This window comes from Bradyrhizobium sp. LCT2 (genome assembly GCF_009931255.1).
Taxonomy (GTDB): domain Bacteria; phylum Pseudomonadota; class Alphaproteobacteria; order Rhizobiales; family Xanthobacteraceae; genus Bradyrhizobium; species Bradyrhizobium diazoefficiens.
This window is the reverse complement of the sequence record NZ_CP034432.1, coordinates 5230660-5252661: the sequence shown is the minus strand read 5'-3', so window position 1 is coordinate 5252661 and position 22002 is coordinate 5230660. Positions and strand designations below refer to the sequence as shown.

21 protein-coding genes and 1 pseudogene are annotated in these 22002 nt (G+C 65.3%); 14 read left to right on the top strand and 8 right to left on the bottom strand.

Annotated features, from left to right (window positions below; all coding sequences use genetic code 11):
- Positions 1-119 precede the first annotated feature (119 nt).
- Positions 120-320 (top strand): hypothetical protein, encoded by a 201-nt coding sequence (locus EI171_RS25260; RefSeq protein WP_129557617.1) that lies wholly within the window; start codon positions 120-122, stop codon positions 318-320.
- A gap of 134 nt (positions 321-454) precedes the next feature.
- Here EI171_RS25260 and EI171_RS25255 read toward each other — a convergent pair whose 3' ends face one another.
- Positions 455-1063 (bottom strand): CinA family protein, encoded by a 609-nt coding sequence (locus EI171_RS25255; protein WP_028174064.1) that lies wholly within the window; start codon positions 1061-1063, stop codon positions 455-457.
- Positions 1064-1066: 3 nt separating this feature from the next.
- Complete coding sequence (locus tag EI171_RS25250; protein WP_161534962.1) at positions 1067-2263, bottom strand: bifunctional 2-C-methyl-D-erythritol 4-phosphate cytidylyltransferase/2-C-methyl-D-erythritol 2,4-cyclodiphosphate synthase; 1197 nt, start codon at positions 2261-2263, stop codon at positions 1067-1069.
- A 279-nt stretch (positions 2264-2542) separates the two neighbouring features.
- Here EI171_RS25250 and dusB point away from each other — a divergent pair, with 279 nt between their 5' ends.
- From dusB to hflX, 7 genes are all read left to right on the top strand, one after another.
- A complete protein-coding gene (gene dusB, locus EI171_RS25245; RefSeq protein ID WP_161537076.1) occupies positions 2543-3544 on the top strand; it encodes a tRNA dihydrouridine synthase DusB in 1002 nt (333 codons plus the stop codon).
- The gene (locus tag EI171_RS25240) at positions 3541-4716 is read left to right on the top strand and encodes a nitrogen regulation protein NR(II) (RefSeq protein ID WP_011087259.1); all 1176 of its coding nucleotides are present in this window, start codon (positions 3541-3543) and stop codon (positions 4714-4716) included. Before dusB ends, EI171_RS25240 begins: the two co-directional genes overlap by 4 nt.
- Before the next feature lie 9 nt (positions 4717-4725).
- Positions 4726-6168, top strand: a complete 1443-nt coding sequence (gene ntrC / locus EI171_RS25235) for a nitrogen regulation protein NR(I) (RefSeq protein ID WP_028174062.1) — start codon at positions 4726-4728, stop codon at positions 6166-6168.
- Between the two features lie 492 nt (positions 6169-6660).
- The gene (locus EI171_RS25230) at positions 6661-9087 is read left to right on the top strand and encodes a PAS domain-containing sensor histidine kinase (RefSeq protein ID WP_060912252.1); all 2427 of its coding nucleotides are present in this window, start codon (positions 6661-6663) and stop codon (positions 9085-9087) included.
- 17 nt (positions 9088-9104) lie between these two features.
- Positions 9105-10475: a sigma-54 dependent transcriptional regulator gene (locus EI171_RS25225; RefSeq protein ID WP_060912251.1), complete on the top strand. Its 1371-nt coding sequence runs from the start codon at positions 9105-9107 to the stop codon at positions 10473-10475.
- Positions 10476-10764: 289 nt separating this feature from the next.
- Positions 10765-11013, top strand: a complete 249-nt coding sequence (gene hfq / locus EI171_RS25220; protein ID WP_007591126.1) for an RNA chaperone Hfq — start codon at positions 10765-10767, stop codon at positions 11011-11013.
- Between the two features lie 11 nt (positions 11014-11024).
- Entirely contained in the window at positions 11025-12407 is a 1383-nt protein-coding gene (hflX, locus tag EI171_RS25215; RefSeq protein WP_161534961.1) for a GTPase HflX, read from the top strand.
- Between the two features lie 57 nt (positions 12408-12464).
- On the opposite strand, the gene EI171_RS25210 is transcribed toward hflX, so the two are convergent.
- Both EI171_RS25210 and mazG read right to left on the bottom strand, forming a co-directional pair.
- Positions 12465-12923 (bottom strand): GNAT family N-acetyltransferase, encoded by a 459-nt coding sequence (locus EI171_RS25210; RefSeq protein ID WP_011087264.1) that lies wholly within the window; start codon positions 12921-12923, stop codon positions 12465-12467.
- 15 nt (positions 12924-12938) lie between these two features.
- Positions 12939-13757, bottom strand: coding sequence for a nucleoside triphosphate pyrophosphohydrolase (mazG, locus tag EI171_RS25205; RefSeq protein ID WP_011087265.1), 819 nt, complete (start codon positions 13755-13757; stop codon positions 12939-12941).
- A 128-nt stretch (positions 13758-13885) separates the two neighbouring features.
- Between mazG and queC the strand changes: the two genes are divergently transcribed.
- Positions 13886-14599 carry a 7-cyano-7-deazaguanine synthase QueC gene (gene queC, locus EI171_RS25200; RefSeq protein WP_161534960.1) on the top strand — a complete coding sequence of 238 codons (714 nt, stop codon included), beginning with the start codon at positions 13886-13888 and terminating at the stop codon, positions 14597-14599.
- Positions 14600-14715: 116 nt separating this feature from the next.
- Here queC and EI171_RS25195 read toward each other — a convergent pair whose 3' ends face one another.
- The 3 genes from EI171_RS25195 to nthA are packed head-to-tail and all read right to left on the bottom strand — an operon-like array spanning position 14716 to position 16375.
- Positions 14716-15093, bottom strand: coding sequence for a nitrile hydratase accessory protein (locus EI171_RS25195; RefSeq protein WP_161534959.1), 378 nt, complete (start codon positions 15091-15093; stop codon positions 14716-14718).
- A complete protein-coding gene (gene nthB / locus EI171_RS25190) occupies positions 15093-15752 on the bottom strand; it encodes a nitrile hydratase subunit beta (protein ID WP_161534958.1) in 660 nt (219 codons plus the stop codon). Before nthB ends, EI171_RS25195 begins: the two co-directional genes overlap by 1 nt.
- Positions 15749-16375: a nitrile hydratase subunit alpha gene (gene nthA, locus EI171_RS25185; RefSeq protein ID WP_028174055.1), complete on the bottom strand. Its 627-nt coding sequence runs from the start codon at positions 16373-16375 to the stop codon at positions 15749-15751. Before nthA ends, nthB begins: the two co-directional genes overlap by 4 nt.
- A gap of 62 nt (positions 16376-16437) precedes the next feature.
- Between nthA and EI171_RS25180 the strand changes: the two genes are divergently transcribed.
- From EI171_RS25180 to EI171_RS25165, 4 genes are all read left to right on the top strand, one after another.
- Positions 16438-17196 carry a hypothetical protein gene (locus tag EI171_RS25180; RefSeq protein ID WP_161534957.1) on the top strand — a complete coding sequence of 253 codons (759 nt, stop codon included), beginning with the start codon at positions 16438-16440 and terminating at the stop codon, positions 17194-17196.
- A 144-nt stretch (positions 17197-17340) separates the two neighbouring features.
- A complete protein-coding gene (locus tag EI171_RS25175) occupies positions 17341-18813 on the top strand; it encodes a DASS family sodium-coupled anion symporter (RefSeq protein WP_161534956.1) in 1473 nt (490 codons plus the stop codon).
- Between the two features lie 256 nt (positions 18814-19069).
- On the top strand, positions 19070-20206 hold the full coding sequence (locus tag EI171_RS25170; RefSeq protein WP_161534955.1) for a methionine ABC transporter ATP-binding protein: 1137 nt from the start codon (positions 19070-19072) through the stop codon (positions 20204-20206).
- On the top strand, positions 20196-20861 hold the full coding sequence (locus tag EI171_RS25165; RefSeq protein WP_161534954.1) for a methionine ABC transporter permease: 666 nt from the start codon (positions 20196-20198) through the stop codon (positions 20859-20861). The genes EI171_RS25170 and EI171_RS25165 overlap by 11 nt, the downstream gene beginning before the upstream one ends.
- 92 nt (positions 20862-20953) lie before the next feature.
- On the opposite strand, the pseudogene EI171_RS25160 reads toward EI171_RS25165, so the two are convergent.
- A pseudogene (locus EI171_RS25160) lies at positions 20954-21459 on the bottom strand (helix-turn-helix domain-containing protein).
- Between EI171_RS25160 and EI171_RS45820 the strand changes: the two are divergent.
- Complete coding sequence (locus EI171_RS45820) at positions 21344-21580, top strand: hypothetical protein (protein WP_246740666.1); 237 nt, start codon at positions 21344-21346, stop codon at positions 21578-21580. The pseudogene EI171_RS25160 and the gene EI171_RS45820 sit on opposite strands and share 116 nt — an antisense overlap.
- Positions 21581-22002 lie beyond the last annotated feature (422 nt).

The following is a 22002-nucleotide window of genomic DNA, read 5'->3' as shown; positions in this document are numbered from 1 at the left end:
GCAGTGGTGCGAGCGAACAATTCGTCGCCCTCCAGAAGGCTGGGCCGGTTGATTCCGGACCACAACATAGAGCGGCATTATTGCGCCAATATGGTCGCGCGCAAGTTCGGATGGGGACGATGACGTTTGGTCGCGCTCTTGCACTGCATATAACGATCGGATTCGACAAGATTTGCGTGCTTTTTGAAAAGCAAGCGCGGCATCTCAGTCTCGCCGCGCGTCTTGCCCGAGCCTTGTTTCGTGCTTCCATTGACCTCGACACAAAACACAGCTGGGTTCAGAAGGCGGAAGATCGCTACGCTGAAGCTAACGGATGTTGAGTGGCCTACAGGGATTGACCGTGGACCACATTACTCTGACGATCTTCAAGGAAATCGCGGACACCGATCTGGCGACATGCGGGACTTCTGCTGCGGCGTCCCGGGTATCGCTTCGCTCACCCGGGCTACGGGACTCACCCCCGCGGTGACCGCGACGGCCTGCGCTTTGCCGCATGCCGGCGCGGCGAGCGTGTCACACGGGGGCGCAAGCGGCTCGCGGCGGCGCGTTGTGGCTTGGCCGTGACTTGCGGGCCGCGGGCGAGATCCATCAGCATGCGCAGCGCCTCGACGACGGAGCGCTGACGCACCGCGGTGCGGCCGATCGCGCCGAAACGGTGCTCGCGGTGGATGATGCGGCCGTCGCGTGCGGCGGCGGCGAAGTGCACGAGGCCGACCGGCTTGCCGGGCGTGGCGCCGCCAGGGCCGGCGATGCCGGTGATGGCGACCGCGAGGTCGACACCGGCACGCTCCAGCGCGCCGATCGCCATCGCGGTTGCGGTCTCCTTGCTGACCGCGCCGAAATTGGCGAGCGTGCCTGCTTCAACGCCGAGCATCGCGCGCTTGGCGTCGTTGGAATAGGTGACGAAGCCTCGGTCGATCACGTCGGAGGAGCCGGGGATGTCGGTCAGCGCGCCGGCAACGAGCCCGCCGGTGCAGGACTCGGCCGTGGCGATCGTCAGCTTGCGCATCCGGCACAAATCGAGCAGCGAGCGGGAGAGGGCGCGTGCGTCGCTGCCGGCCATGGCCTAGACGCTCCAAGTCTTCTCGTTAAACGGCAGGCGGATGGTGGCGCTCGCGGTGGCCGCGATGCCTTCCTCGCGGCCGGTGAAGCCGAGCCGCTCGCTGGTCGTCGCCTTCACCGCGACGCGCGAGATGTCGACGCCGGAGATCTCGGCGATGCGCGCGCGCATGGTGTCGCGCAGGGGGCCGATCTTCGGCCGCTCGCAGATCATCGTCACCTCGAGATTGGCGACGCGGCCGCCGCGCTGGGCGACGCGTTCGATGGCGTATTTCAGGAACTGGTCGGAGGAGGCGCCCTTCCACTTCGCATCGCTCGGCGGGAAGTGCGAGCCGATGTCGCCGTCGGCCAGCGCGCCGAGGATGGCATCCACCAGAGCATGCAGGCCGACATCGCCGTCGGAATGCGCCAGGAACCCCTTGCTGTGCGGCACGCGAACGCCGCAGATCATGACGTGGTCGCCTTCGCCGAAGGCGTGGACGTCGTAGCCCGTGCCGGTCCTGATGTCGCCGAGCTGGGCGGCCAGGCGCGCTTCCTCGCGCACGAAATCTTCGGGAGTGGTGAGCTTCATGTTGGCAACATCGCCTTCAAAGGTTGCAACCGTCAATCCCGCCCATTCGGCAATCGCGGCATCATCGGTGAAATCGCTGCGTCCGTCCTTCGCCGCGCGACGATGCGCCTCGAGGATGACGTCGAAACGAAAGGATTGCGGCGTCTGCGCGATCCGCAGGCGGGCCCGATCCGGCGTGTCCTCGACGTTGCCGCTCGCGCCGGTGAGCTTGATGGTGTCGGTGACGGGAACGACGGGGATCGCGGCGCCGGTGCGGCTCGCCGCATCGATCGCGCGCGAGATCACACCGTCCGAGACGAAGGGACGCGCGGCGTCGTGGATCAGGACGATGTCGGGCTGGTGCTTTGCGAGCGCTTCGAGACCGGCAAGCACCGAGGCCTGGCGCGTGGCGCCGCCATTGGTCGGCGGCTCGTGCTTCAATCCTGCGACCGCTGCCGTGAACATGGCGCTGTCGTCGGGGTTGACCACGGGCTGCACTGCAAACACGTCGGGGTGGCGGCTGAAGGCTTCCATGGCGCGATAGATCACGGGCTGGCCGCCGATCTCGCGATATTGCTTCGGCCCGCCGGCACCGGCGCGCAGGCCGCGACCTGCCGCGACAAGAACGACTGCGGTGTGCTGTGATTTCGCCATAGGACTCAAATACTCAGTTGCTAATGAAAGAGTCGGAAGTGGGTGATTGCCGGCATGCCTCTAGCACGGCAGGCCCGCAAAAAAAGGGGGTTTCCCTGGATTGTGGGAAACAGCAATTTGCTGCACTGCACTTGAAAGATTTGCAGAACTGTCTAAACTGTAGGCATGACGCTTGACTGCACAAGAATTGTGCGCAAGATAGGTCATGGCAGGTGCGATGAGGCCCTGCGAGTGAATGAGACCACTGTGACCGGCTCGGCAGGATCAGGCTCCAAGCCCTTGAAAATAGGCGATATTGAGGTCGCCACCCCGGTCTTCCTGGCACCGATGTCGGGAGTGACTGACTCGCCCGTCCGGCGGTTGGTCGCCGAGCTTGGGGCAGGTCTGGTGGTGTCCGAAATGACCGCCAGCGATGAGCTCGCCAACGGCCACCGGATGTCCCGGTTGCGCTGCGAAGCGACCGGAATCGGTCCGCACGTGGTGCAGCTCGCCGGCTGCGAGGCGCACTGGATGGCCGAAGGCGCCCGGATCGCCGAAGCGGAAGGCGCCGATATCATCGACATCAATATGGGCTGTCCGGCCCGCCACGTCACGGGCGGCCAGTCCGGCTCGGCCCTGATGCGCGATCTCGACCACGCTGTCGGCCTGATCGATGCGACGATCGCGGCGGTGAAGGTGCCGGTGACGCTGAAGATGCGGCTCGGCTGGGACGACCGCAGCCGCAATGCGCCGGAACTGGCGCGGCGCGCGGAAGCCGCGGGTATCAAGCTCGTGACCGTGCATGGCCGCACCCGCTGCCAGTTCTACAAGGGCGAGGCCGATTGGGATGCGATCCGCACCGTGCGCGAGGCGATCTCGATTCCGCTCATCGTCAACGGCGACATCACCTCGTACGAGAAGGCGCTCGCGGCGCTCGAATCCTCCGGCGCCGACGCCGTGATGATCGGCCGCGGCGCACAGGGCCAGCCCTGGCTGCCCGGCCAGATCGGCCGGCGCCTGAAGGGCGGGGCGGCGGAAGCCACGCCGTCGCTCGCGACGCAACTCCATTATGTCCGCACGCTTTATGAAGGCGTGTGCGCGCTCTACGGCCTGCGCGTCGGTCTCAAGCATGCCCGCAAGCATCTCGGCTGGGCGCTCGACGTCGCCGCCGATGCGAGCCGCGCGCCGGTCGAGAAGCTGAAATCCTGGCGCCGGACAATTCTGACGTCCGAAGATCCCCGCCTCGTCCACCAGTCACTGCAAGATGCCTTCGACGACTTCGCATGGAGCGCTGCTGCATGAGCTCAGCCGCTGAACAACGTCGGCCGCTACCGTCCGACAGCGATGCGATCCTGGACGCGCTTCCCAATCCCGTGCTCCTGATCGGGCCGGACGGCAAGATCGTCGCCGCCAACATCGCAACCGAAGCCTTCTTTGAGATCTCGACGCAATTCCTGAAGCGGCAGTCGCTGAAAGAGCTGGTGCCGTTCGGCAGCCCCTTGCTGGCGCTGATCGACCAGGTGCGCTCGTCGAACTCGCCGGTGAACGAATACAAGGTCGATTTGGGCACGCCCCGCATGGGCGGCGATCGCCAGGTCGATCTGCACGTCGCCCCGCTCACCGAGCGGCCCGGCCATATCGTGGTGATGCTTCAGGAGCGCACCATCGCCGACAAGATGGATCGGCAGCTCACCCATCGCAGCGCCGCGCGCTCGGTGATAGCGCTAGCAGCGATGCTCGCGCATGAGATCAAGAATCCGCTCTCCGGCATCCGCGGCGCGGCGCAGCTGCTGGAGCAGCAGGCCTCGTCCGAGGACCGCATGCTGACGCGGCTGATCTGCGACGAGGCCGACCGCATCGTGACGCTGGTCGACCGCATGGAGGTGTTCGGCGACGAGCGTCCCGTGGTGCGCGGGCCGGTCAACATCCATTCGGTGCTCGATCACGTGAAGCGGCTGGCGCAGTCGGGCTTTGCCCGCAACATCCGCTTCATCGAGGACTACGATCCCTCGCTGCCGCCGGTGCTGGCGAACCAGGATCAGCTGATCCAGGTGTTCCTCAATCTCGTGAAGAACGCCGCCGAAGCCTTGATCGACGTGCCCGATGCCGAGATCCAACTCACCACCGCGTTCCGCCCCGGCGTGCGCCTGTCAGTCCCCGGTCAAAAATCCCGGGTATCCTTGCCGCTCGAATTCTGCGTGAGGGACAACGGACCAGGCGTGCCGGACGATCTTCTGCCCAACCTGTTCGATCCCTTCGTGACCACCAAGCAGACCGGCTCGGGTCTGGGCCTCGCCCTGGTCGCAAAGATCGTCGGCGATCACGGGGGCATCATCGAATGCGAATCTCAGCCGCGCAAGACCACCTTCCGCGTGCTGATGCCGATGTATTCCACATCGGTCAAACACGCCGATCACAGCAGTCGCGACGGCTCTGCCGGGAAGTCGTCGTCTGCATCACAGGGGGCAAAATGAGGATTAACAATGCCCGCAGGTAGCATTCTCGTTGCAGATGACGACACCGCCATCCGCACGGTTCTCAATCAGGCTCTGTCCCGCGCCGGCTATGAGGTCAGGCTCACCGGCAATGCCGCAACGCTATGGCGCTGGGTCAGCCAGGGGGAGGGCGATCTCGTCATCACCGACGTGGTGATGCCGGACGAAAACGCCTTCGACCTGCTGCCGCGGATCAAGAAGATGCGGCCGAATTTGCCCGTCATCGTCATGAGCGCGCAGAACACCTTCATGACAGCGATCCGCGCCTCCGAGCGCGGGGCGTACGAGTATCTGCCGAAGCCCTTCGACCTGAAGGAGCTGATCGCCATCGTCGGCCGTGCGCTCGCCGAGCCGAAGGAGCGAACCTCGACGCCGGACGAGGATGCCGAGATGGAGGCGATCCCGCTGGTCGGCCGCTCGCCAGCGATGCAGGAAATCTACCGCGTGCTGGCGCGCCTGATGCAGACCGACCTCACTGTGATGATCACGGGTGAGTCCGGAACCGGCAAGGAGCTGGTGGCGCGCGCGCTGCACGATTACGGCAAGCGCCGCAACGGCCCGTTCGTCGCCGTCAACATGGCGGCGATCCCGCGCGACCTGATCGAGTCCGAGCTGTTCGGCCATGAGCGCGGCGCCTTCACCGGCGCCAACACCCGCGCCTCGGGCCGGTTCGAGCAGGCCGAGGGCGGCACGCTGTTCCTCGACGAGATCGGCGACATGCCGATGGAGGCGCAGACCCGCCTGCTGCGCGTGCTCCAGCAGGGCGAATACACCACCGTCGGCGGCCGCACCCCAATCAAGACCGACGTGCGGATCGTTGCGGCCTCCAACAAGGATCTGCGCGTGCTGATCCAGCAGGGCCTGTTCCGCGAGGACCTGTTCTTCCGACTCAACGTCGTGCCGTTGCGGCTGCCTCCCTTGCGCGAGCGCATCGAGGATCTGCCGGATCTCGTGCGCCACTTCTTCGCGCTGGCCGAGAAGGACGGCCTGCCGCCGAAGAAGCTGGATGCGCTGGCGCTGGAGCGGCTGAAGCAGCACCGCTGGCCCGGCAACGTGCGCGAGCTCGAAAATCTCGCCCGGCGCCTCGCGGCGCTCTATCCGCAGGACGTGATCACGGCCTCCGTCATCGACGGCGAGCTTGCGCCGCCCTCGGTCAGCCCGGGTGCTGCGGTCCAGCAGGGCGTCGACAATCTCGGCGGCGCGGTGGAGGCGTATCTGTCCTCGCACTTCCAGGGCTTTCCGAACGGCGTGCCGCCGCCGGGCCTCTATCACCGCATCCTCAAGGAGATCGAGGTGCCGCTGCTCACGGCCGCGCTGGCGGCGACCCGCGGCAACCAGATCCGCGCCGCGGACCTGCTCGGCCTCAACCGCAACACCCTGCGCAAGAAGATCCGGGACCTCGACATCCAGGTCTATCGGAGCGGGGGCTAGTTCTAGCTCGCCGCCTCGGGCGGTGGCTCAGCTCCCCCTAACCAAGGCGGAGCTGAGCCTGTCCGGATCGCGCTGGCCTTGATGGCTGACGCGGTGAGCAGAAGTCCGAATCGGACTAAATTGTTCCGCTGGAACATTCAAATGGGGCATTCGACCGCGGGGTGCGGTCTCTCGCCTATCTGACCAGTCGGGCTGATGCCGGCAGCATGGCCACGTCAGCCGGTGCCTGTCTGCCGGGGCCGTTGACCAGCAGGTCGGAAGCCACGATCAGCAGCAGAACGGCCGCGACCATTATCGCGAGAAAGAACCTGTCCATCCCAGTCAAGCCGGAATGGACGGATTCCGTTCCCGCTGACCCGGCGCGCCCTGTGGATGCGCCGGTCCGTCGCGGTGGGGGCGCCGCGGAATTGTCGCAATTCGGCAACAATGTGGTACGAATACATCAGTATCCGCCGCCGCCGCGGACCCCTGTTTTCAGCACCCATTGCCGGAATGACCAGCGCAGACACCTCGGCCGCATCCTTTGACACGGCCCCAGCTGAAGAGCCCCGACGCTGGTCGCCGCGACGCTGGCTGGCGCCCTTTGCCGTGGCGCTGGCGCTGCTGTCGGGCCTGCTGACCTTCCTGGTCCTGACTGGCCTCACTAGGATCGATCCGACGCCGGAGGTGGTCCGCACGTTCTATCTGATGAATGCGGGCACGATCCTGCTCCTGGTCGGGATCATCGTCCGCGAGCTCTGGCAGCTCATCCTGGCGCGCCGGCGGGGCAGGGCGGCGGCACGTCTCCATGTCCAGATCGTCAGCCTCTTTTCGATCGTGGCGGTGCTGCCGGCCGTGCTGGTTTCCGTCGTCGCCAACGTCACCCTCGAGCGCGGCCTCGACCGGTTGTTCTCCGGGCCGACCAAGGAGGTCATCCAGAATTCGCTGAACATCGCGCGGGCCTATATGCAGGACCATGCGCAGCTGATCCGCGGCGACATTCTCGGCATGGCCAACGATATCGCGCACGCCCGGCCGCTCTACGACCAGGATCGGCGGTCGTTTCGCGAGCTGCTGACGGCCAGTGCCAGCTCCCGCAATCTGCCGGGCGCGATGATCATCGACAAGAACACCAACATCCTGGAATCCGCCGACACCGGCATGCGGCTGGCCTATTCGCCGCCGGCGCCGGACTTCCTCAGCAACGTCAACGAGTCCGAGCCCGAGATCGCGGTGCTGCCGGATGCGAGCTTCGTCGCCGCGGTGATCCGCCTGCGCGCCTTCAGCGACACCTTCCTCTATGTCGCGCGGCCGCTCGATCCGAACGTGGTCAACCAGCTCAAGCAGACCGAGGTCAGCGTCGCCGAATATGCCCAGATCGAGTCGCGGCGGCTCGGCATCCAGGTCGCCTTCGCGCTGATGTTCGCGGTGATCGCGCTGACCATCCTGATGGCTTCGGTGCTGATCGGGCTGAACTTCGCCAACTCGCTGGTCTCGCCGATCCGGCGGCTGATGAACGCGGCCCACACGGTCTCGACCGGCGACCTTCACGTGAAGGTGCCGGTGCACCAGTCGGAGGGCGATCTCGCCCAGCTCGGCGAAACCTTCAACAAGATGACGCAGGAATTGCGCAGCCAGCGCGACGAACTGGTCAACGCCAGCGACCTCATCGACAGCCGTCGCCGCTTCATCGAAGCGGTGCTGTCCTCGGCGAGCGCCGGCATCATCGGCGTCGATACTTCGGGCAGCGTCGGCATCCTCAACCGCTCCGCCGAGAAGCTGATCGGGCACTCCGAAGCGGAGACGCTCGGCCATGCGCTCTCCGACGTCCTGCCGGAGCTCGACGAGATGATGAAGACGGCGCGGGAAGGCACCCAGCGCCTGGTGCAGGGCCAGATCACGATCACCCGCGACGGACAGGAGCGCAACCTCTCGGTCCGCGTCAGCGCCGAGAAGAACCAGCCGCACGACAGCTACATCATCACGCTCGACGACATCACCGAGCTGGTGTCGGCACAGCGCACCTCGGCCTGGGGCGATGTGGCGCGCCGCATCGCCCATGAGATCAAGAACCCGCTGACGCCGATCCAGCTCTCGGCCGAGCGCATCCGCCGCAAGTTCGGCAAGGACATCACCGAGACCAAGGACAAGCAGATCTTCGAGCAGTGCACCGACACCATCGTGCGCCAGGTCGACGACATCAGGCGCATGGTCGACGAATTCTCGCGCTTCGCGCGGATGCCGAAACCGGTGATGGAGGGCGAGGACGTCGTCGACACCGTGCGGCAGGCGGTGTTCCTGATGAAGGTCGCCCACCCCGAGCTCGATATCGAGGCCGAGTTCAAGGAAGATCCGTTGCGCGCCCAGTTCGACCGCCGGCTGATCTCGCAGGCGGTCACCAACATCGTCAAGAACGCCACCGAGGCAATCGAGCAGGTCCCGCCGGAAGAGCTCGGCAAGGGCCGCATCGACGTCGTGGTGTCGCGCGAGGGCGAGGACGTGCTGATCGACGTCATCGACAATGGCATCGGCCTGCCCAAGGTGGCGCGCTCGCGGCTGCTCGAGCCGTATGTGACGACGCGGGCTAAGGGCACCGGCCTTGGCCTTGCGATCGTCGGCCGCGTGCTGGAAGACCATGGCGGGCGCATCGAGTTGAAGGACGCCTCCGACTTCCGCGCAGGCCAGCGCGGCGCCTGGATGCGGATGCGCTTTGCGATCTCCGGCACGCCGGCGAAGACCGAAGGGACCGAGCAGGCGCCGGCCGTCAAGAATACGCGCGAGGAAGCGACCGCGGAAACGGTCAAGGATGCGGCGAAGGAAGCGAAAATCGCCAAGGAATCCATCAAGGGCACCGAAACAAAAGGGCCGGCAGCCGAAACCAAAGAGCCGGCTGAAAAGACCAATGATTCAACGAAGATCGAAGCCTCAACAGGCAGCTGACAAGACAGGCGCGACCCATGGCAAGTGAAATTCTGATTGTCGATGATGAGGCCGATATTCGGGATCTCGTTGCGGGCATCCTCGAGGACGAGGGGTTCGTCACCCGGACTGCACGCGACAGCGACTCGGCCCAGGCCGAAATCGCCAACCGCAGGCCGCATCTGGTGTTCCTCGACATCTGGCTCCAGGGCTCCAAGCTCGACGGCTTGCAGCTCCTGGAGCAGGTCAAGAAGGACAATGCCGACCTGCCGGTCGTGATGATCTCCGGCCACGGCAACATCGAGACCGCGGTCGCCGCAATCAAGCGTGGCGCCTACGACTTCATCGAGAAGCCGTTCAAGGCGGACCGGCTGATCCTGGTCGCCAACCGAGCGCTGGAGAACTCGCGGCTCAAGCGCGAGGTCAAGGAGCTGAAGCAGCTCGCACCGAGTGCAAGCTCGCTGGTCGGCCGCTCGCCCAGCATGAACCAGCTGCGCCAGACCATCGAGCGCGCGGCCAAGGCCAACAGCCGCATCCTGATCGTCGGCCCCGCCGGCGCCGGCAAGGAGCTGACTGCGCGCACGCTGCACACGGCCTCGGGCCGCGCCGACGGTCCCTTCGTCGTCATCAACGCCGCCGCGATCACGCCCGAGCGCATGGAGCACGAGCTGTTCGGCGTCGAGCAGTCCAATGGCGAGCAGCCGCGCAAGCCGGGCGCGCTCGAAGAGGCGCATGGCGGCACGCTGTTCATCGACGAGATCGCGGACATGCCGCGCGAGACCCAGAACAAGATCTTGCGCGTGCTGGTCGAGCAGTCGTTCCAGCGCGTCGGCGGCACCGGCAAAGTGCAGGTCGACGTGCGCATCATCTCCTCGACGGCGCGCAACCTGGAGGAGGAGATCGCGGCCGGCCATTTCCGCGAGGACCTCTATCATCGCCTCTCGGTCGTGCCGATCCGCGTGCCCGCACTCTCGGAGCGGCGCGAGGATATTCCGGAGCTGATCGACTACTTCATGGAGCAGATCTCGGCCGGCAGCGGCCTGCCCAAGCGGCAGATCGGACAGGACGCGATGGCAGTGCTGCAATCGCATGTCTGGCCCGGCAATGTGCGCCAGCTCCGCAACAACGTTGAAAGAGTCATGATTCTAGCCGCGGGCGGACCGGAGGTCATCATCACCGCCGACATGCTGCCGCAGGACGTCGGCTCGATGGTGCCGGCGATGCCGACCAGCAACAATGGTGAGCACATCATGGGCCTGCCGTTGCGCGAAGCGCGCGAAGTGTTCGAGCGCGACTATTTGATTGCACAGATCAGCCGTTTTTCAGGAAATATTTCTCGCACGGCTGAGTTCGTTGGCATGGAACGGTCGGCACTGCATCGAAAGCTGAAGGCACTCGGCGTCGGTTAGAACGCTGCGAGCGAATTGGATACCGGCCCGCATACAGAAATCGCCGCGACGTCGTGGCGGCTCGTCAGGGATAAGCGAGGAAAATCATCGATTTCCGTAGTTTTTCGGGGCAATAGGGCATGGGCTGCCGCGTGAAGCGGCTTGCCTAATATCCCGACCTGTCCTCTAATCGAACCGCTGTTCCTCCGAGGGGGATCTCATGAGGAGCGGCAACCGGAAGAGGCCCCGAATTTCACAAAGAGGGCCGCAACCGGTGCAATAAAAAGAAACTCAAAGCGAGAAAAAAACAATGGCGGCAGACCGCGCACAAAACCTACAGGACACCTTCCTTAATCACGTTCGCAAAACCAAGACGCCACTGACGATCTTTCTGGTCAACGGAGTGAAGCTCCAGGGCATCGTGACCTGGTTCGACAATTTCTGTTTGCTGCTTCGGCGCGACGGTCACTCGCAGCTCGTCTACAAGCATGCGATCTCGACCATCATGCCGGGCGCTCCGATCCAGCTGTTCGAAGGCGGCGAGGATCAGCCGGCTTGAGAGTGACCTGATTGGAACCCCGGAATTTCGACGGGGATGCCGACCGTTCGCGGCCGGCAGGGGCTAAGCAAACGGGGCGGGTGCTTGTCATCGGCCCCTACTTGCGTGTGCGCGCGGGCGGTACCGACGCGCAATCGGAAAGCCATGTCGTGCGTGACGCCGAGGCCCGGCTCGATGAAGCCGCGGGCCTCGCGCGCGCGATCGATCTCATCATCGCCGACGCCATCATCGCGCCGATCAGCCAGATCCGTCCCGCCACCTATATCGGCAAGGGCAAGGTCGAGGAGATCGCCGCGCTGGCCAAGAGCCTCGACGTCGAGCTCGTGGTGATGGATTGCGCGCTGGCGCCGATCCAGCAGCGCAACCTCGAGAAGGAGCTGCACGCCAAGGTGCTCGACCGCACCGGCCTGATCCTGGAAATCTTCGGCCGCCGCGCCAAGACCAAGGAAGGCTCGCTCCAGGTCGAGCTCGCGCATCTCAACTACCAGCGCTCGCGCCTTGTGCGATCCTGGACCCATCTGGAACGCCAGCGCGGCGGTTTCGGCTTCATGGGCGGTCCCGGCGAGACGCAGATCGAGGCCGACCGCCGCCTGATCCAGGAGCGCATCTCCAAGCTCGAGGGCGAACTGAAGAAGGTGCAGGCGACGCGGCGGCTGCATCGCGCCGGGCGCCAGCGCGTGCCGTATCGCGTCGTCGCATTGGTCGGCTACACCAATGCCGGCAAGTCGACGCTGTTCAACCGCCTGACGCGCGCCGACGTGCAGGCCGCCGACATGCTGTTTGCAACCCTCGATCCGACCCTGCGCGCGCTCACCCTGCCGCATGGCGGCAAGGCGATGCTGTCCGACACCGTCGGCTTCATCTCCAATCTGCCGACGCAGCTCGTCGCCGCCTTCCGCGCCACGCTGGAGGAGGTGCTGGAAGCCGACGTCATCCTGCATGTCCGCGATATCTCGCATGAGGACGCCGAGGCGCAGCAGAGCGACGTCGACGCGGTGCTGCGCCAGCTCGGCATCAATCCCGACGATTCCGGCCGCATCATCGAGGTCTGGAACAAGATCGACCGTTACGACGCCGAGCAGCGCGAAGAGCTCTTGAACATCGCCGCGCGCAGGCCGGAGGATCATCCGGCGATGCTGGTCTCGGCCGTGTCAGGCGAGGGGGTCGACGCGCTGCTCGCCGCGATCGAGGAGCGGCTTGCGGCCAAACGCACCACGCTCGATCTCTCGATCGACGCCGGCGACGGTGCCGGAATCAGCTGGCTGCACCGCAATTCCGAGGTGCTGACCAAGGAGCTGCACGACGGCCGCTTCGACATGACCGTGCGGGTGGACGAGACCAAGCGCGATATCGTGGTGAACCGGTTCGACGCCGTGCCGCGTCTGTCGGCGTAAGCCACGCTTCGCGTCCCGGATTGCGCTTCGCTCCGACCGGGCTACGAACCGAGAAGATCACTTGGACAGGTCGAGGCGCATGAACTGGTTGTGCGGGCTCGCCTGATAGTCAGCGAACGGCTCGCAGGATACGAAACCGGCGCTCCGGTACAGCGAGATGGCGGGAGCGTGCAGCGGCGCTGTGCCCGTCTCCAAACTGAGTTGCTGATATCCTCGCTTGCGGCCCTCGGCAATGATGTGGTGCAGCAGAGCGCGTCCGACCCCGCTACGCCGCGCAGTGGGCGCAGCGCGCATCGACTTCACTTCGCCGTGCGTCTCATCCAATTGCTTCAAAGCCCCGAATCCAGCCAGCACATCACCCTGCCAGGCCGTCCAGAACGTGACGCTCGCAGCCGAAAGACCGCTCGCGTCCAGCGCCTGCGCATGCTCGCCCATGACGCTGCGGAGCTCTTCCAGATGATGCGCCAACAAATAGGCGACATAGGGGGCCGTCGGATCGTCCTGCCTGATTTCCACGTCGCGCCCCCCGCATCAGATTGCCGTCTTCGCCGCATTCCACAGCGCGTCCATTTCCGCCAGCGACGCCTGCTCCAGCGTCCGGCCCTGCGCTTCCAGAGAGCGCTCGATATAGGCAAAGCGGCGCTCGAACTTTGCGTTGGTCGCGCGCAGCGCGGCTTCCGGATCGGCATCGACATGGCGGGCGAGGTTGACGAGGGCGAACATCAAATCGCCGGTCTCTTCGGCGATCTCCTGCTTGTCATTGCGATCCAGCGCGGCCTCGATCTCGTCGGCTTCTTCGCGGATCTTTGCCAACACCGCGCGCGGGTCGTTCCAGTCGAAGCCGACGGTGGAGGCCTTGCGCTGCAGCTCCATGGCGCGGGTCAGCGCAGGCTGGCCGGCCTTCACGCCCGAGAGCAGGGATTTGTGCGACGGAGCTTCCTCCGGCGGCCGGCGCGCGGCGCGCTCGGCTTTCTCCTCGGCCTTGATGCGGTCCCAGACTTCCTTGACGTGGGAGGAGGCGAGATTGCCGTCCTTGTCGGCGAAGACATGGGGATGCCGCCGGATCATCTTGCGGGTGATGGCCTCGACCACGTCTCCAAAGGCGAACGCGTTCTGCTCCGAAGCCATCTGGGCGTGGAACACGACCTGGAGCAGGAGGTCGCCGAGCTCTTCGCGCAAATCGTCGAGATCGCCGCGGGTGATGGCGTCCACCACCTCATAGGCTTCCTCGATCGTGTAGGGCGCGATGGTCGCAAAATTCTGCTCGAGGTCCCAGGGACAGCCGGTCACCGGCGTGCGCAGCGCGGCCATGATCTCGATCAGGCGGGAAATGTCGCGGGAAGGGGTCATTGCGGGCCATTGCTCCTGGGTCTCCAGCCTTATGCCAAAAGCGGCCCGCCGATCCCAGCGCGGCGCGACGGAACGGGCCGATTTCCACCGATTGGCGGGCCCGTTCCGCAGTGCTAAAGCGCGGGGCCATGAGTGACGCATTTTCATCCGAAACCGCCCTGGTGCTGTTCTCCGGCGGGCAGGACTCCACCACCTGCCTTGCCTGGGCGCTCAGCCGCTTCGCGCGCGTCGAGACGCTGGGGTTCGACTACGGCCAGCGCCATGCTGTTGAGCTCGCTTGCCGTGATCGTCTGTTCGATGGCCTCAAGGGCCTGCGCGCGGATTGGGCGGACAAGCTCGGCGAGAGCCACACGCTGTCGATCCCGACCTTAGCCGCGATCTCGGACACGGCGCTGACGCGCGACGTCGCGATCGCGATGGGCACGGACGGCCTGCCCAACACCTTCGTGCCCGGCCGCAATCTGGTGTTCCTCACCTTTGCCGCGGCGCTGGCCTACCGGCGCGGCATCACCCACATCGTCGGCGGCATGTGCGAGACCGATTATTCCGGCTACCCCGATTGCCGCGACGAGACCGTCCGCGCCATGCAGGCCGCGCTCTCGCTCGGCATGGCCCGTAAATTCGAGCTGCATACGCCGCTGATGTGGATCGACAAGGCCGCGACGTGGAAGCTCGCGCATGACCTCGGCGGCGAGGGCCTCGTCGATCTCATCCGCGAACAGTCGCACACCTGCTATCTCGGCGAACGCGGCGCGCAGCATGAGTGGGGATACGGCTGCGGCGAGTGCCCGGCGTGCAGCCTGCGGGCGAAGGGGTGGCGGGAGTATGTGGCGGGCAGGTAGGGCCCGAACCTCCGGCGTCATTGCGAGGAGCCCTTGCGACGAAGCAATCCAGAATCCCTCCACGGAAAGATTCTGGATTGCTTCGCTGCGCTCGCAATGACGGGTGTAGCCGCCGCTTACCTAAAATCCTCCGGCTTCAGCTCAATCGGCTTGCCGTGCGGCGTCCTGTCGGCGGCGTGGTCCCAGGCGTCGCGGTAGCGGTGCAGCGTCTCCGTGGATGCGACGCCCTTGCGCGCAACCAATCCCTCAAGCGTGGCGAGCCAATGCAGGTAATAGGTTTCGCCCGTATCGGGGTCGCCGGCGGCCTGCGCGCGCTTGATCTCGGAGGCCAAGGCTGCGGCCCATTCCGGCCAGGTGAACACGCCGCGCTCGTGCAGGCTCAAGGCCATCGCGAACGCATGGGCCTCCCAGGGCGCGCGGAACACCGGGCCGTCGTCATCGCGCGGAATGCTCGGAATGGCCGCGGTCGCGGCGGCAGCAAGCGTGCTGCTCATCACGCCAGGTCCAGATACGGCTCGAACGCGTCGATCGAGACCTTCGAGGTCGGATCGCCATCCGCGCCCCAGAGATCGCTGCCCTCGAACACGACCGTGTAGAGCCATTGCGGATTTTCGCCGAGGTCCATCGCCGCCGAATCCGGAAAGACGTGGCAGCCATGGTTGAGCTCGACCACGCCGACATGGCCACGGACATAGCGCGGCAGCCGCGTGTGCGTCGCCGGATGGATGTTTTTCGCCCGCACGCAATCGCCGATGTTGAATTTCGCTGGCGCCGGGGCAGGGCGGGCGAACTTGCCGCGCACCATGACGCGCTCGACATTGGCGAGGTCGAACTTGCCATGCTTGAGCGCCTTCGCAGGCTGGATCGCGTGGCCGGCGGCGACCTCCTCGCGGGTGAGATAGCCCTTCTCGATCAGCATCTCCTCGAGCCCGAGAAACCACTTCTTGTAATAGGAGCTCGACAGATACACGTGCGGCGGCAGCGTCTCGCGATAGAAGCGCGAGGTGTCGATGTTGAAGGCGCCGGCCGCGCCCATCGCGCGCACCATCGCGAGAACGCGGGATTCCCATTCCTCGTGAAACATCGGTTCGTTCGGCTCGGGCTCGACCTTGCCGAACCCGTCCATGCCGCCCATGTCGTGCACGCCGTTCATGACGGCGCTCCCGGCGTCTTGGGGAATCCGGTGCCGATCATGGAATCGCGCGTGACGAGCTCGGCGAGTTGCTCCTCGCTCCAGCCCTCCGTACCCCCGGGCCGCATCGGCAGCACCAGGAAGCGCGTCTCGGCGGTGGAATCCCAGACGCGAACTTCGATATCCTTGGGCAGCGCGACGCCGAAATCGGCGAGCACGCCGCGCGGGTCCTTCACCGCACGCGAGCGATAGGGCGCGGCCTTGTACCAGACCGGCGGCAGCCCCAGCATTTCCCAGGGGTAGCAGGAGCACAGCGTGCACACGACCATATTGTGCCGCTGCGGCGTGTTCTCGACCACGACGAGATGGTCGCCGACGCGGCTGACATGGCCGAGCGTGCCGATCGCCTTCGAGCCATCCTCGAGCAGCGCCTGCTTGAAGGCCGGATCGGTCCAGGCCTTGGCGACGACGCGGGCACCGTTGTGCGGGCCGATCCTGGTCTCGTAGGCCTGGATGATGGCATCGAGCGCCGCCGGCTCGACATAGCCTTTTTCAGTCAGGATCGTCTCGAGCGCGCGCACGCGCAGCTCGGTCTCGGACAGTTCGGAATGGTCGTGATCGTGGTGATGATGATGGTCGCTCATGGACGGAAGATAGTCCCAGAATCCGGGCCTTGTCGAGGCGAAGACTCTGCTAACATCGGGCCATGGGATGGGCTGCACGAACCGGAATAACCGCCGCAATCGCGGCTCTTGTCGTATTCGCAGCGCAGGATGCGCGCGCCGCGAATGGCGCCTATGCGGTGGATGCCGCCGACATCTCGGAGGTCGGCTCCTGCAAGGTCGAAAGCTGGCTGTCGACGGCTTCAAACACCGATGTCGAGGCAGTCGCCAATCCCTCCTGCGTCGTCGATCCTTTCAGGCCGATCGAGCTGAGCATGCAGACCATCCGGGCCCGCAGCGACGGCGACTGGAGCACGACGGTCGCTCCGAAAGCCAAGACGAATTTCATCCCCACCGGCATCGGGCGGTGGGGATTGTCGGCTTATGGCGGCGGATCATTCGATGCGGCGACCGGCGAGGCGCTGTCCGCCTTTGCCGTCATCCCCGCGACCTTCCGCCTGTCCGAGACCATGCGCGTCAACATCAATGGCGGCTGGCTCTGGGATCGCACGGTCGATCGCCACTATCTGACCTACGGCATCGGCTTCGACTGGAAGTTCACCGACACGTTGCAGTGGACGATCGAGGCCTTTGGCCAGGCCGGCGCGTCCGAAATCGCGAGCGCCGTGCAGCCGCGCTTCCAGACCGGCGTCCGCTACCGGCCGAACGAGATCTTCTCCGTCGACGTGATCTACGGCCGCAACATCACCGGCGAGAACGCCAACTGGATCACCATCGGCACCACAATCCGCTTTCCGGTCCATGGCAGCGAGCCGGAGCACCGGCGCACCGGGCATTTGTGACCGCGAGGGAAAATCAGGCACCGGGCGGCAGAACCCGCGTCAAGCCATTGATCGCGCCGCGGACAGTCCTTATACGCCGCGCAGGGACAAAAGCGGCCCGGCCAACGGGCGGCACGACGCAACGACAATCGAGGGGGAGGGCCCATGGCCGCGAGCTCACAGGCACCTAAGGCGAAAGGGTTTCGCTGGAAGCTGATCGCACCGCTCGTGGTGTGGCTGGCGATCTATCTGTGGCCGGTGCCATCAGGGCTCAACGTCAATCAATGGCACTACTTTGCGGTGTTCGCGGCCGTCATCACCGGGCTCATCCTGGAATCGATGCCGGTCGGCGCGGTCGGCCTGATCGGGCTGACGGTCGCCGGCGTCGGCGGCTATATCGATCCCGATCCGACCAAGTCGCTGCGCTGGATGCTGGCGGGCTTTGCCGAGAGCACGGTGTGGCTGATCGTCGGCGCCTTCGTGTTCTCGATCGGCTATCGCAAGAGCCAGCTCGGCCGGCGCATCGCGCTGGTGCTGGTGCAAAAGCTCGGCCGCAACACGCTCGGCCTCGGCTATGCGGTCGCGATGTCGGACTTCCTGCTCGCGCCGGCAACGCCCTCCAACACCGCGCGCAGCGGCGGCATCGTCTATCCCATCATCAGCAACATCCCGCGCATCTACGGCTCCGAGCCGGGACCGACCGCCGGCAGGATCGGTACCTATGTGATGTGGACCGCGTTCGCGGCGACCGCGGTCACCAGCTCGCTGTTCTTCACCGCGCTCGCGCCCAATGCGGCGGCGCTCGCCATCGCCAAGAAGACCGTCGGGGTCGAGGTGAGCTGGGGCCAGTGGTTCATCGGCTTTGCGCCGCTCGGCATCCTCCTGATGATCCTCGTCCCGCTGCTCAGCTATCTGGTGTGCCGGCCCGAAGTGAAGCGCAGCCCGGAAATCGCCGAATGGGCGGCAAAGGAGCTCAGCGAGATGGGCCCGATGTCGCGCAACGAATGGATCATGCTGGCGCTGATCGTGCTCGCGATGTTCCTGTGGATCGCGGGCTCCAGCCCGGACATCAACGTGCCGCTGCTCGGCTCGAATTTCGTCAACGCCACCACCGTCGTCTTCATCGTGATCTCCTTGATGCTGGTCACGGGCGTGATCGAGTTTGCCGACATCGTCAGCGAGAAGAGCGCCTGGGAGGTGTTCTTCTATTTCACCTCGCTGCTGACGCTGGCCTCGGGCCTCAACGAGATCGGGTTCATCAAATGGTTCGCGACCGAGTACGCAAAGCCGCTCGCCGGGCTGTCGCCGTCAACCGCGATGATCCTGCTGGTCGCGCTGTTCTTCTGGATCCACTATTTCTTCTCCAGCATCACCTCGCATGCCGCCGCCGTGCTGCCTGTCGTGCTCGCGGTCGGCTCGGGCATTCCCGGCCTGCCGGTCACGACGCTCGCCATGCTCTGCATGTATTCGCTCGGCTTGATGGGCGTGATCTCGCCTTACGCCACGGGGCCGGCGCCGATGTATTTCGGCAGCGGCTATATCGGGAAGGGCCAGTTCTGGGGTTTTGGCCTGGTCTTCGGGCTGCTCTATTTCGCAGGCCTTCTGCTGATCGTGCTGCCCTGGTTGCAGGTCCACTGAGCCGGGCGGCGCGACTGATGCCCCCGGCAGATGAATTTTCTTCGCCGGGGCGGGATTGGGAAAACTTCGTCCAACTCCCCGCAAATATCTGACATTGCAAGAAAGACCCGTTCGGGCGATGGTGCATGCTGCGGTGCAGCGCGCTCGACCCGGGCGCCCGGTCGCAGTTTCATTCCCCGTCGCGCGATGCGACCTGGTTCCCGTGCGCCCCCTGGGACACGCGGCAAGCGAACTATTGTACAAGAAGGCCGCCGCCATGAACGCCCACCAATCGCTCGCGATCGGACAGAGGATCGAAACGCGCGATGCGATTTCACCTGCCGCGACCGCGCCGGACGCGATGGTCCGTTTCGAAGGCATTTCGAAGACCTATCCGGCCTATCGCGGCAAGCCCGGCGTCAACGCCCTGCAGGACATCGACTTCGCGATCCCGCGCGGCTCGATCACCGGCGTGATCGGCCGCTCCGGCGCCGGCAAGTCGAGCCTGGTCCGGCTGATCAACGGGCTGGAGAAGCCGACCACGGGACGCGTGATCGTCGACAACAAGGATATCTCGGCGCTGGCGGGCCGCGAGTTGCGGCTGGCGCAGCGCTCGATCGGCATGATCTTCCAGCATTTCAACCTGCTGTCGTCGCGCACCGCGGCCGACAACATCGCGTTGCCGCTCGAGATCGCCGGCTGGGCCAGGGCGGATATCAAGGCCCGCGTCGCCGAGCTGCTGGCGCTGGTCGGCATCGCCGACAAGCACGACCGTTATCCCTCGGAACTGTCCGGCGGCCAGAAGCAGCGCGTCGGCATTGCGCGGGCGCTGGCGACACGGCCGAGCGTGCTGCTGTCGGACGAGGCGACGTCCGCGCTCGATCCGCAGACCACGCGCGCGATCCTCGATCTGCTTGCCAACATCAACCGCGAGCTTGGCGTGACCATCGTGCTGATCACCCACGAGATGTCCGTGGTGCGCCAGCTCGCCAGGGAAGTCGTGGTGCTCGATGCCGGCCATGTCGTCGAGAGCGGCCACGTCGCCGACATCTTCACCCGTCCCAAACATCCGATCACGCAGTCCTTCCTGGCCGAAGTGGTCGGCGACAGCCTGCCGGTGTCGCTGGCGAGCCGGATCGTGTCGGAGCCGTCTGCCAGCGGGCAGGCCGTGATCCGCGTCCAGGTGCGCGGGGCGGGGGCCGGCGACACGCTGGTGGCGCGGCTCGCGCGCGAGCTCGGCCTCGACGTTGCGCTGCTTGCGGCGCGTATCGACGAGATCGGCGGCCAGCATGTGGGCTCGCTCACCCTTGGTATCCCTCTCGGTATTTCCAGCGGCGAAGACGCGGTGACGCGGACGCTCGCCTGGCTCTCTCAATATCAATTCCCGGCGGAGCGTCTCGGCTATGTCGCCTGAACTCATCAATTTGATCATCCAGGCCACCTTCGAAAGCCTGTACATGGTCGGTATCGCAGCGCTGCTCGGTACCGCCTTCGGCCTGCCGCTCGGCGTGTTCCTGGCGACCAGCCGGAAAGGGGAGCTGTTCGCGGCCCCCGTCGTCAATCGCGTGCTCGGCATCGTCGTCAATGCGACGCGCTCGACGCCCTTCATCATCCTGGTCGTCGCCATCATCCCGTTCACGCGGCTCGTCGCCGGCACCTCGATCGGTTCGACCGCGGCGATCGTGCCGCTGACCATCGCCTCGACGCCGTTCATCGCGCGCCTCGTCGAAGCCGCGATCCGCGAGGTCGACGGCGGCCTGATCGAGACCGCGTCCTCGTTCGGGGCTTCCCCGATGCAGATCGTGTTCAAGGTGCTGATCCCCGAGGCATTGCCCGGCTTGTTGCTGGCCCTGACGCTCGCGGTGGTGAGCCTGCTCGGCTACTCCGCCATGGTCGGCGCCGTCGGAGGCGGGGGTCTGGGGGATCTCGGCATCCGTTACGGCTACCAGCGCTTCATGCCGGAGATGATGCTGGCCGTCGTCGTCGTGCTGATCGCACTGGTCCAGCTCATCCAGAGCGCCGGCGACTATCTGGCGGGCCGGGTCAATCGCCGGCTGCGGCATCGCTGACACAAGCTTCTACACACCGGAGAGCTCAATGCGCTTTCCGGTAACGCTCGCGGCTGCAGCCAGCGAGTGATGTCGCCTTCGTCAGCGTGAATTCACTCCGCCGCCAGTTCGACCTCGCTCGCGGTGGGCAATCCGATCGACGGCGGGCCGGCAACCAGGCTGTCGAGGTCGACCAGCAACAGATCGGCAATGTGGGTGAGTTGGTGGAGCGGGATGCTGACCTCGCCGTTCTCGGCACGTGACACGTAATCGGGCGAGACGCCAATGAAATTCGCAATCTGGAGCTCGGTATAGCCCGTGCTTCGCGCGCGCCGCGCACCTGCGCACCAATATGCTGCCGGTGCAGAGCCTGCTCTGCTTCGGTCATCATGAGGGCCTGCTCGTCCAGGCTCGCAACACCGTCCGCGAATGCGACGCCGAGCAGTCTGCGCTTCTGCCATGCCACACGACAGGGTTTTCGCAGCCCGTCGGCAAAGATCAGCGTGGCCTCCTTCGGAAACGACAGCGACCAGTCGAGCTTCAGCCTTGCGCCCGTGCCTGATACGTCCGAGATCGTGCAGGGGATGCTGACGATGCCTCTGGCGCCGTCAAACTCGATGATCCCGGTCCTCGCGGTCGGTTGCCTGGTCGCAGCGCGCAATTCGCTCATGGACGTCGAACCCCGGGTGCCCAGCACGCGCTGGCGCAGAACGTTGCGGCGCGTTCCGCAAAATGAATGAAGTATCCCGCAGCTGAATCTACCTCCTGGGTTCCTCAGGCTCAATCGAGCCTGGCGGGCATGGTAAAGGATTCGTTCTCCGCGCTCGCCTTCGATGTCGGCGAATGTCCTGTCCGGTCGATCGACCGTGTTCGTCTAGAAGGATTCCAAATCCGGAGCACATGCACGTTGGGTCGCGCATGGGCGCATTCGCCGCAGTTGCTGCGCACAGCTCTGGAGAAATTCTAACGCTGTTCCTATCGCACTCCGAAATCGCCTGCGTTAGGGCGGGGCATCAAGAACGATACCGGCAAAGCCGGCAGTGCGTGGGGCCTCGCAAGACGTGACCAACTTCCAACTTCCTTCGCGTTCCCAAACGCGTCTTCGACAGCTTCAGGTGTTTTTCTTCGGCGCCGTCAGCACATTTTCTCTCGTCGCCCCCTT

Excerpts from the sequence above, each read along its gene's own strand:
- EI171_RS25175 (WP_161534956.1), top strand. The coding sequence starts at position 17,341 with ATGGCCGCGAGCTCACAGGCACCTAAGGCGAAAGGGTTTCGCTGGAAG.
- EI171_RS25195 (WP_161534959.1), bottom strand. The coding sequence starts at position 15,093 with ATGAGCAGCACGCTTGCTGCCGCCGCGACCGCGGCCATTCCGAGCATT.
- queC (WP_161534960.1), top strand. The coding sequence starts at position 13,886 with ATGAGTGACGCATTTTCATCCGAAACCGCCCTGGTGCTGTTCTCCGGC.
- EI171_RS25230 (WP_060912252.1), top strand. The coding sequence starts at position 6,661 with ATGACCAGCGCAGACACCTCGGCCGCATCCTTTGACACGGCCCCAGCT.
- EI171_RS25250 (WP_161534962.1), bottom strand. The coding sequence starts at position 2,263 with ATGGCGAAATCACAGCACACCGCAGTCGTTCTTGTCGCGGCAGGTCGC.
- EI171_RS25260 (WP_129557617.1), top strand. The coding sequence starts at position 120 with ATGACGTTTGGTCGCGCTCTTGCACTGCATATAACGATCGGATTCGAC.
- ntrC (WP_028174062.1), top strand. The coding sequence starts at position 4,726 with ATGCCCGCAGGTAGCATTCTCGTTGCAGATGACGACACCGCCATCCGC.
- mazG (WP_011087265.1), bottom strand. The coding sequence starts at position 13,757 with ATGACCCCTTCCCGCGACATTTCCCGCCTGATCGAGATCATGGCCGCG.
- EI171_RS25170 (WP_161534955.1), top strand. The coding sequence starts at position 19,070 with ATGAACGCCCACCAATCGCTCGCGATCGGACAGAGGATCGAAACGCGC.
- EI171_RS25225 (WP_060912251.1), top strand. The coding sequence starts at position 9,105 with ATGGCAAGTGAAATTCTGATTGTCGATGATGAGGCCGATATTCGGGAT.
- EI171_RS25240 (WP_011087259.1), top strand. The coding sequence starts at position 3,541 with ATGAGCTCAGCCGCTGAACAACGTCGGCCGCTACCGTCCGACAGCGAT.
- hfq (WP_007591126.1), top strand. The coding sequence starts at position 10,765 with ATGGCGGCAGACCGCGCACAAAACCTACAGGACACCTTCCTTAATCAC.
- nthA (WP_028174055.1), bottom strand. The coding sequence starts at position 16,375 with ATGAGCGACCATCATCATCACCACGATCACGACCATTCCGAACTGTCC.
- nthB (WP_161534958.1), bottom strand. The coding sequence starts at position 15,752 with ATGAACGGCGTGCACGACATGGGCGGCATGGACGGGTTCGGCAAGGTC.
- EI171_RS25180 (WP_161534957.1), top strand. The coding sequence starts at position 16,438 with ATGGGATGGGCTGCACGAACCGGAATAACCGCCGCAATCGCGGCTCTT.
- EI171_RS25255 (WP_028174064.1), bottom strand. The coding sequence starts at position 1,063 with ATGGCCGGCAGCGACGCACGCGCCCTCTCCCGCTCGCTGCTCGATTTG.
- EI171_RS25165 (WP_161534954.1), top strand. The coding sequence starts at position 20,196 with ATGTCGCCTGAACTCATCAATTTGATCATCCAGGCCACCTTCGAAAGC.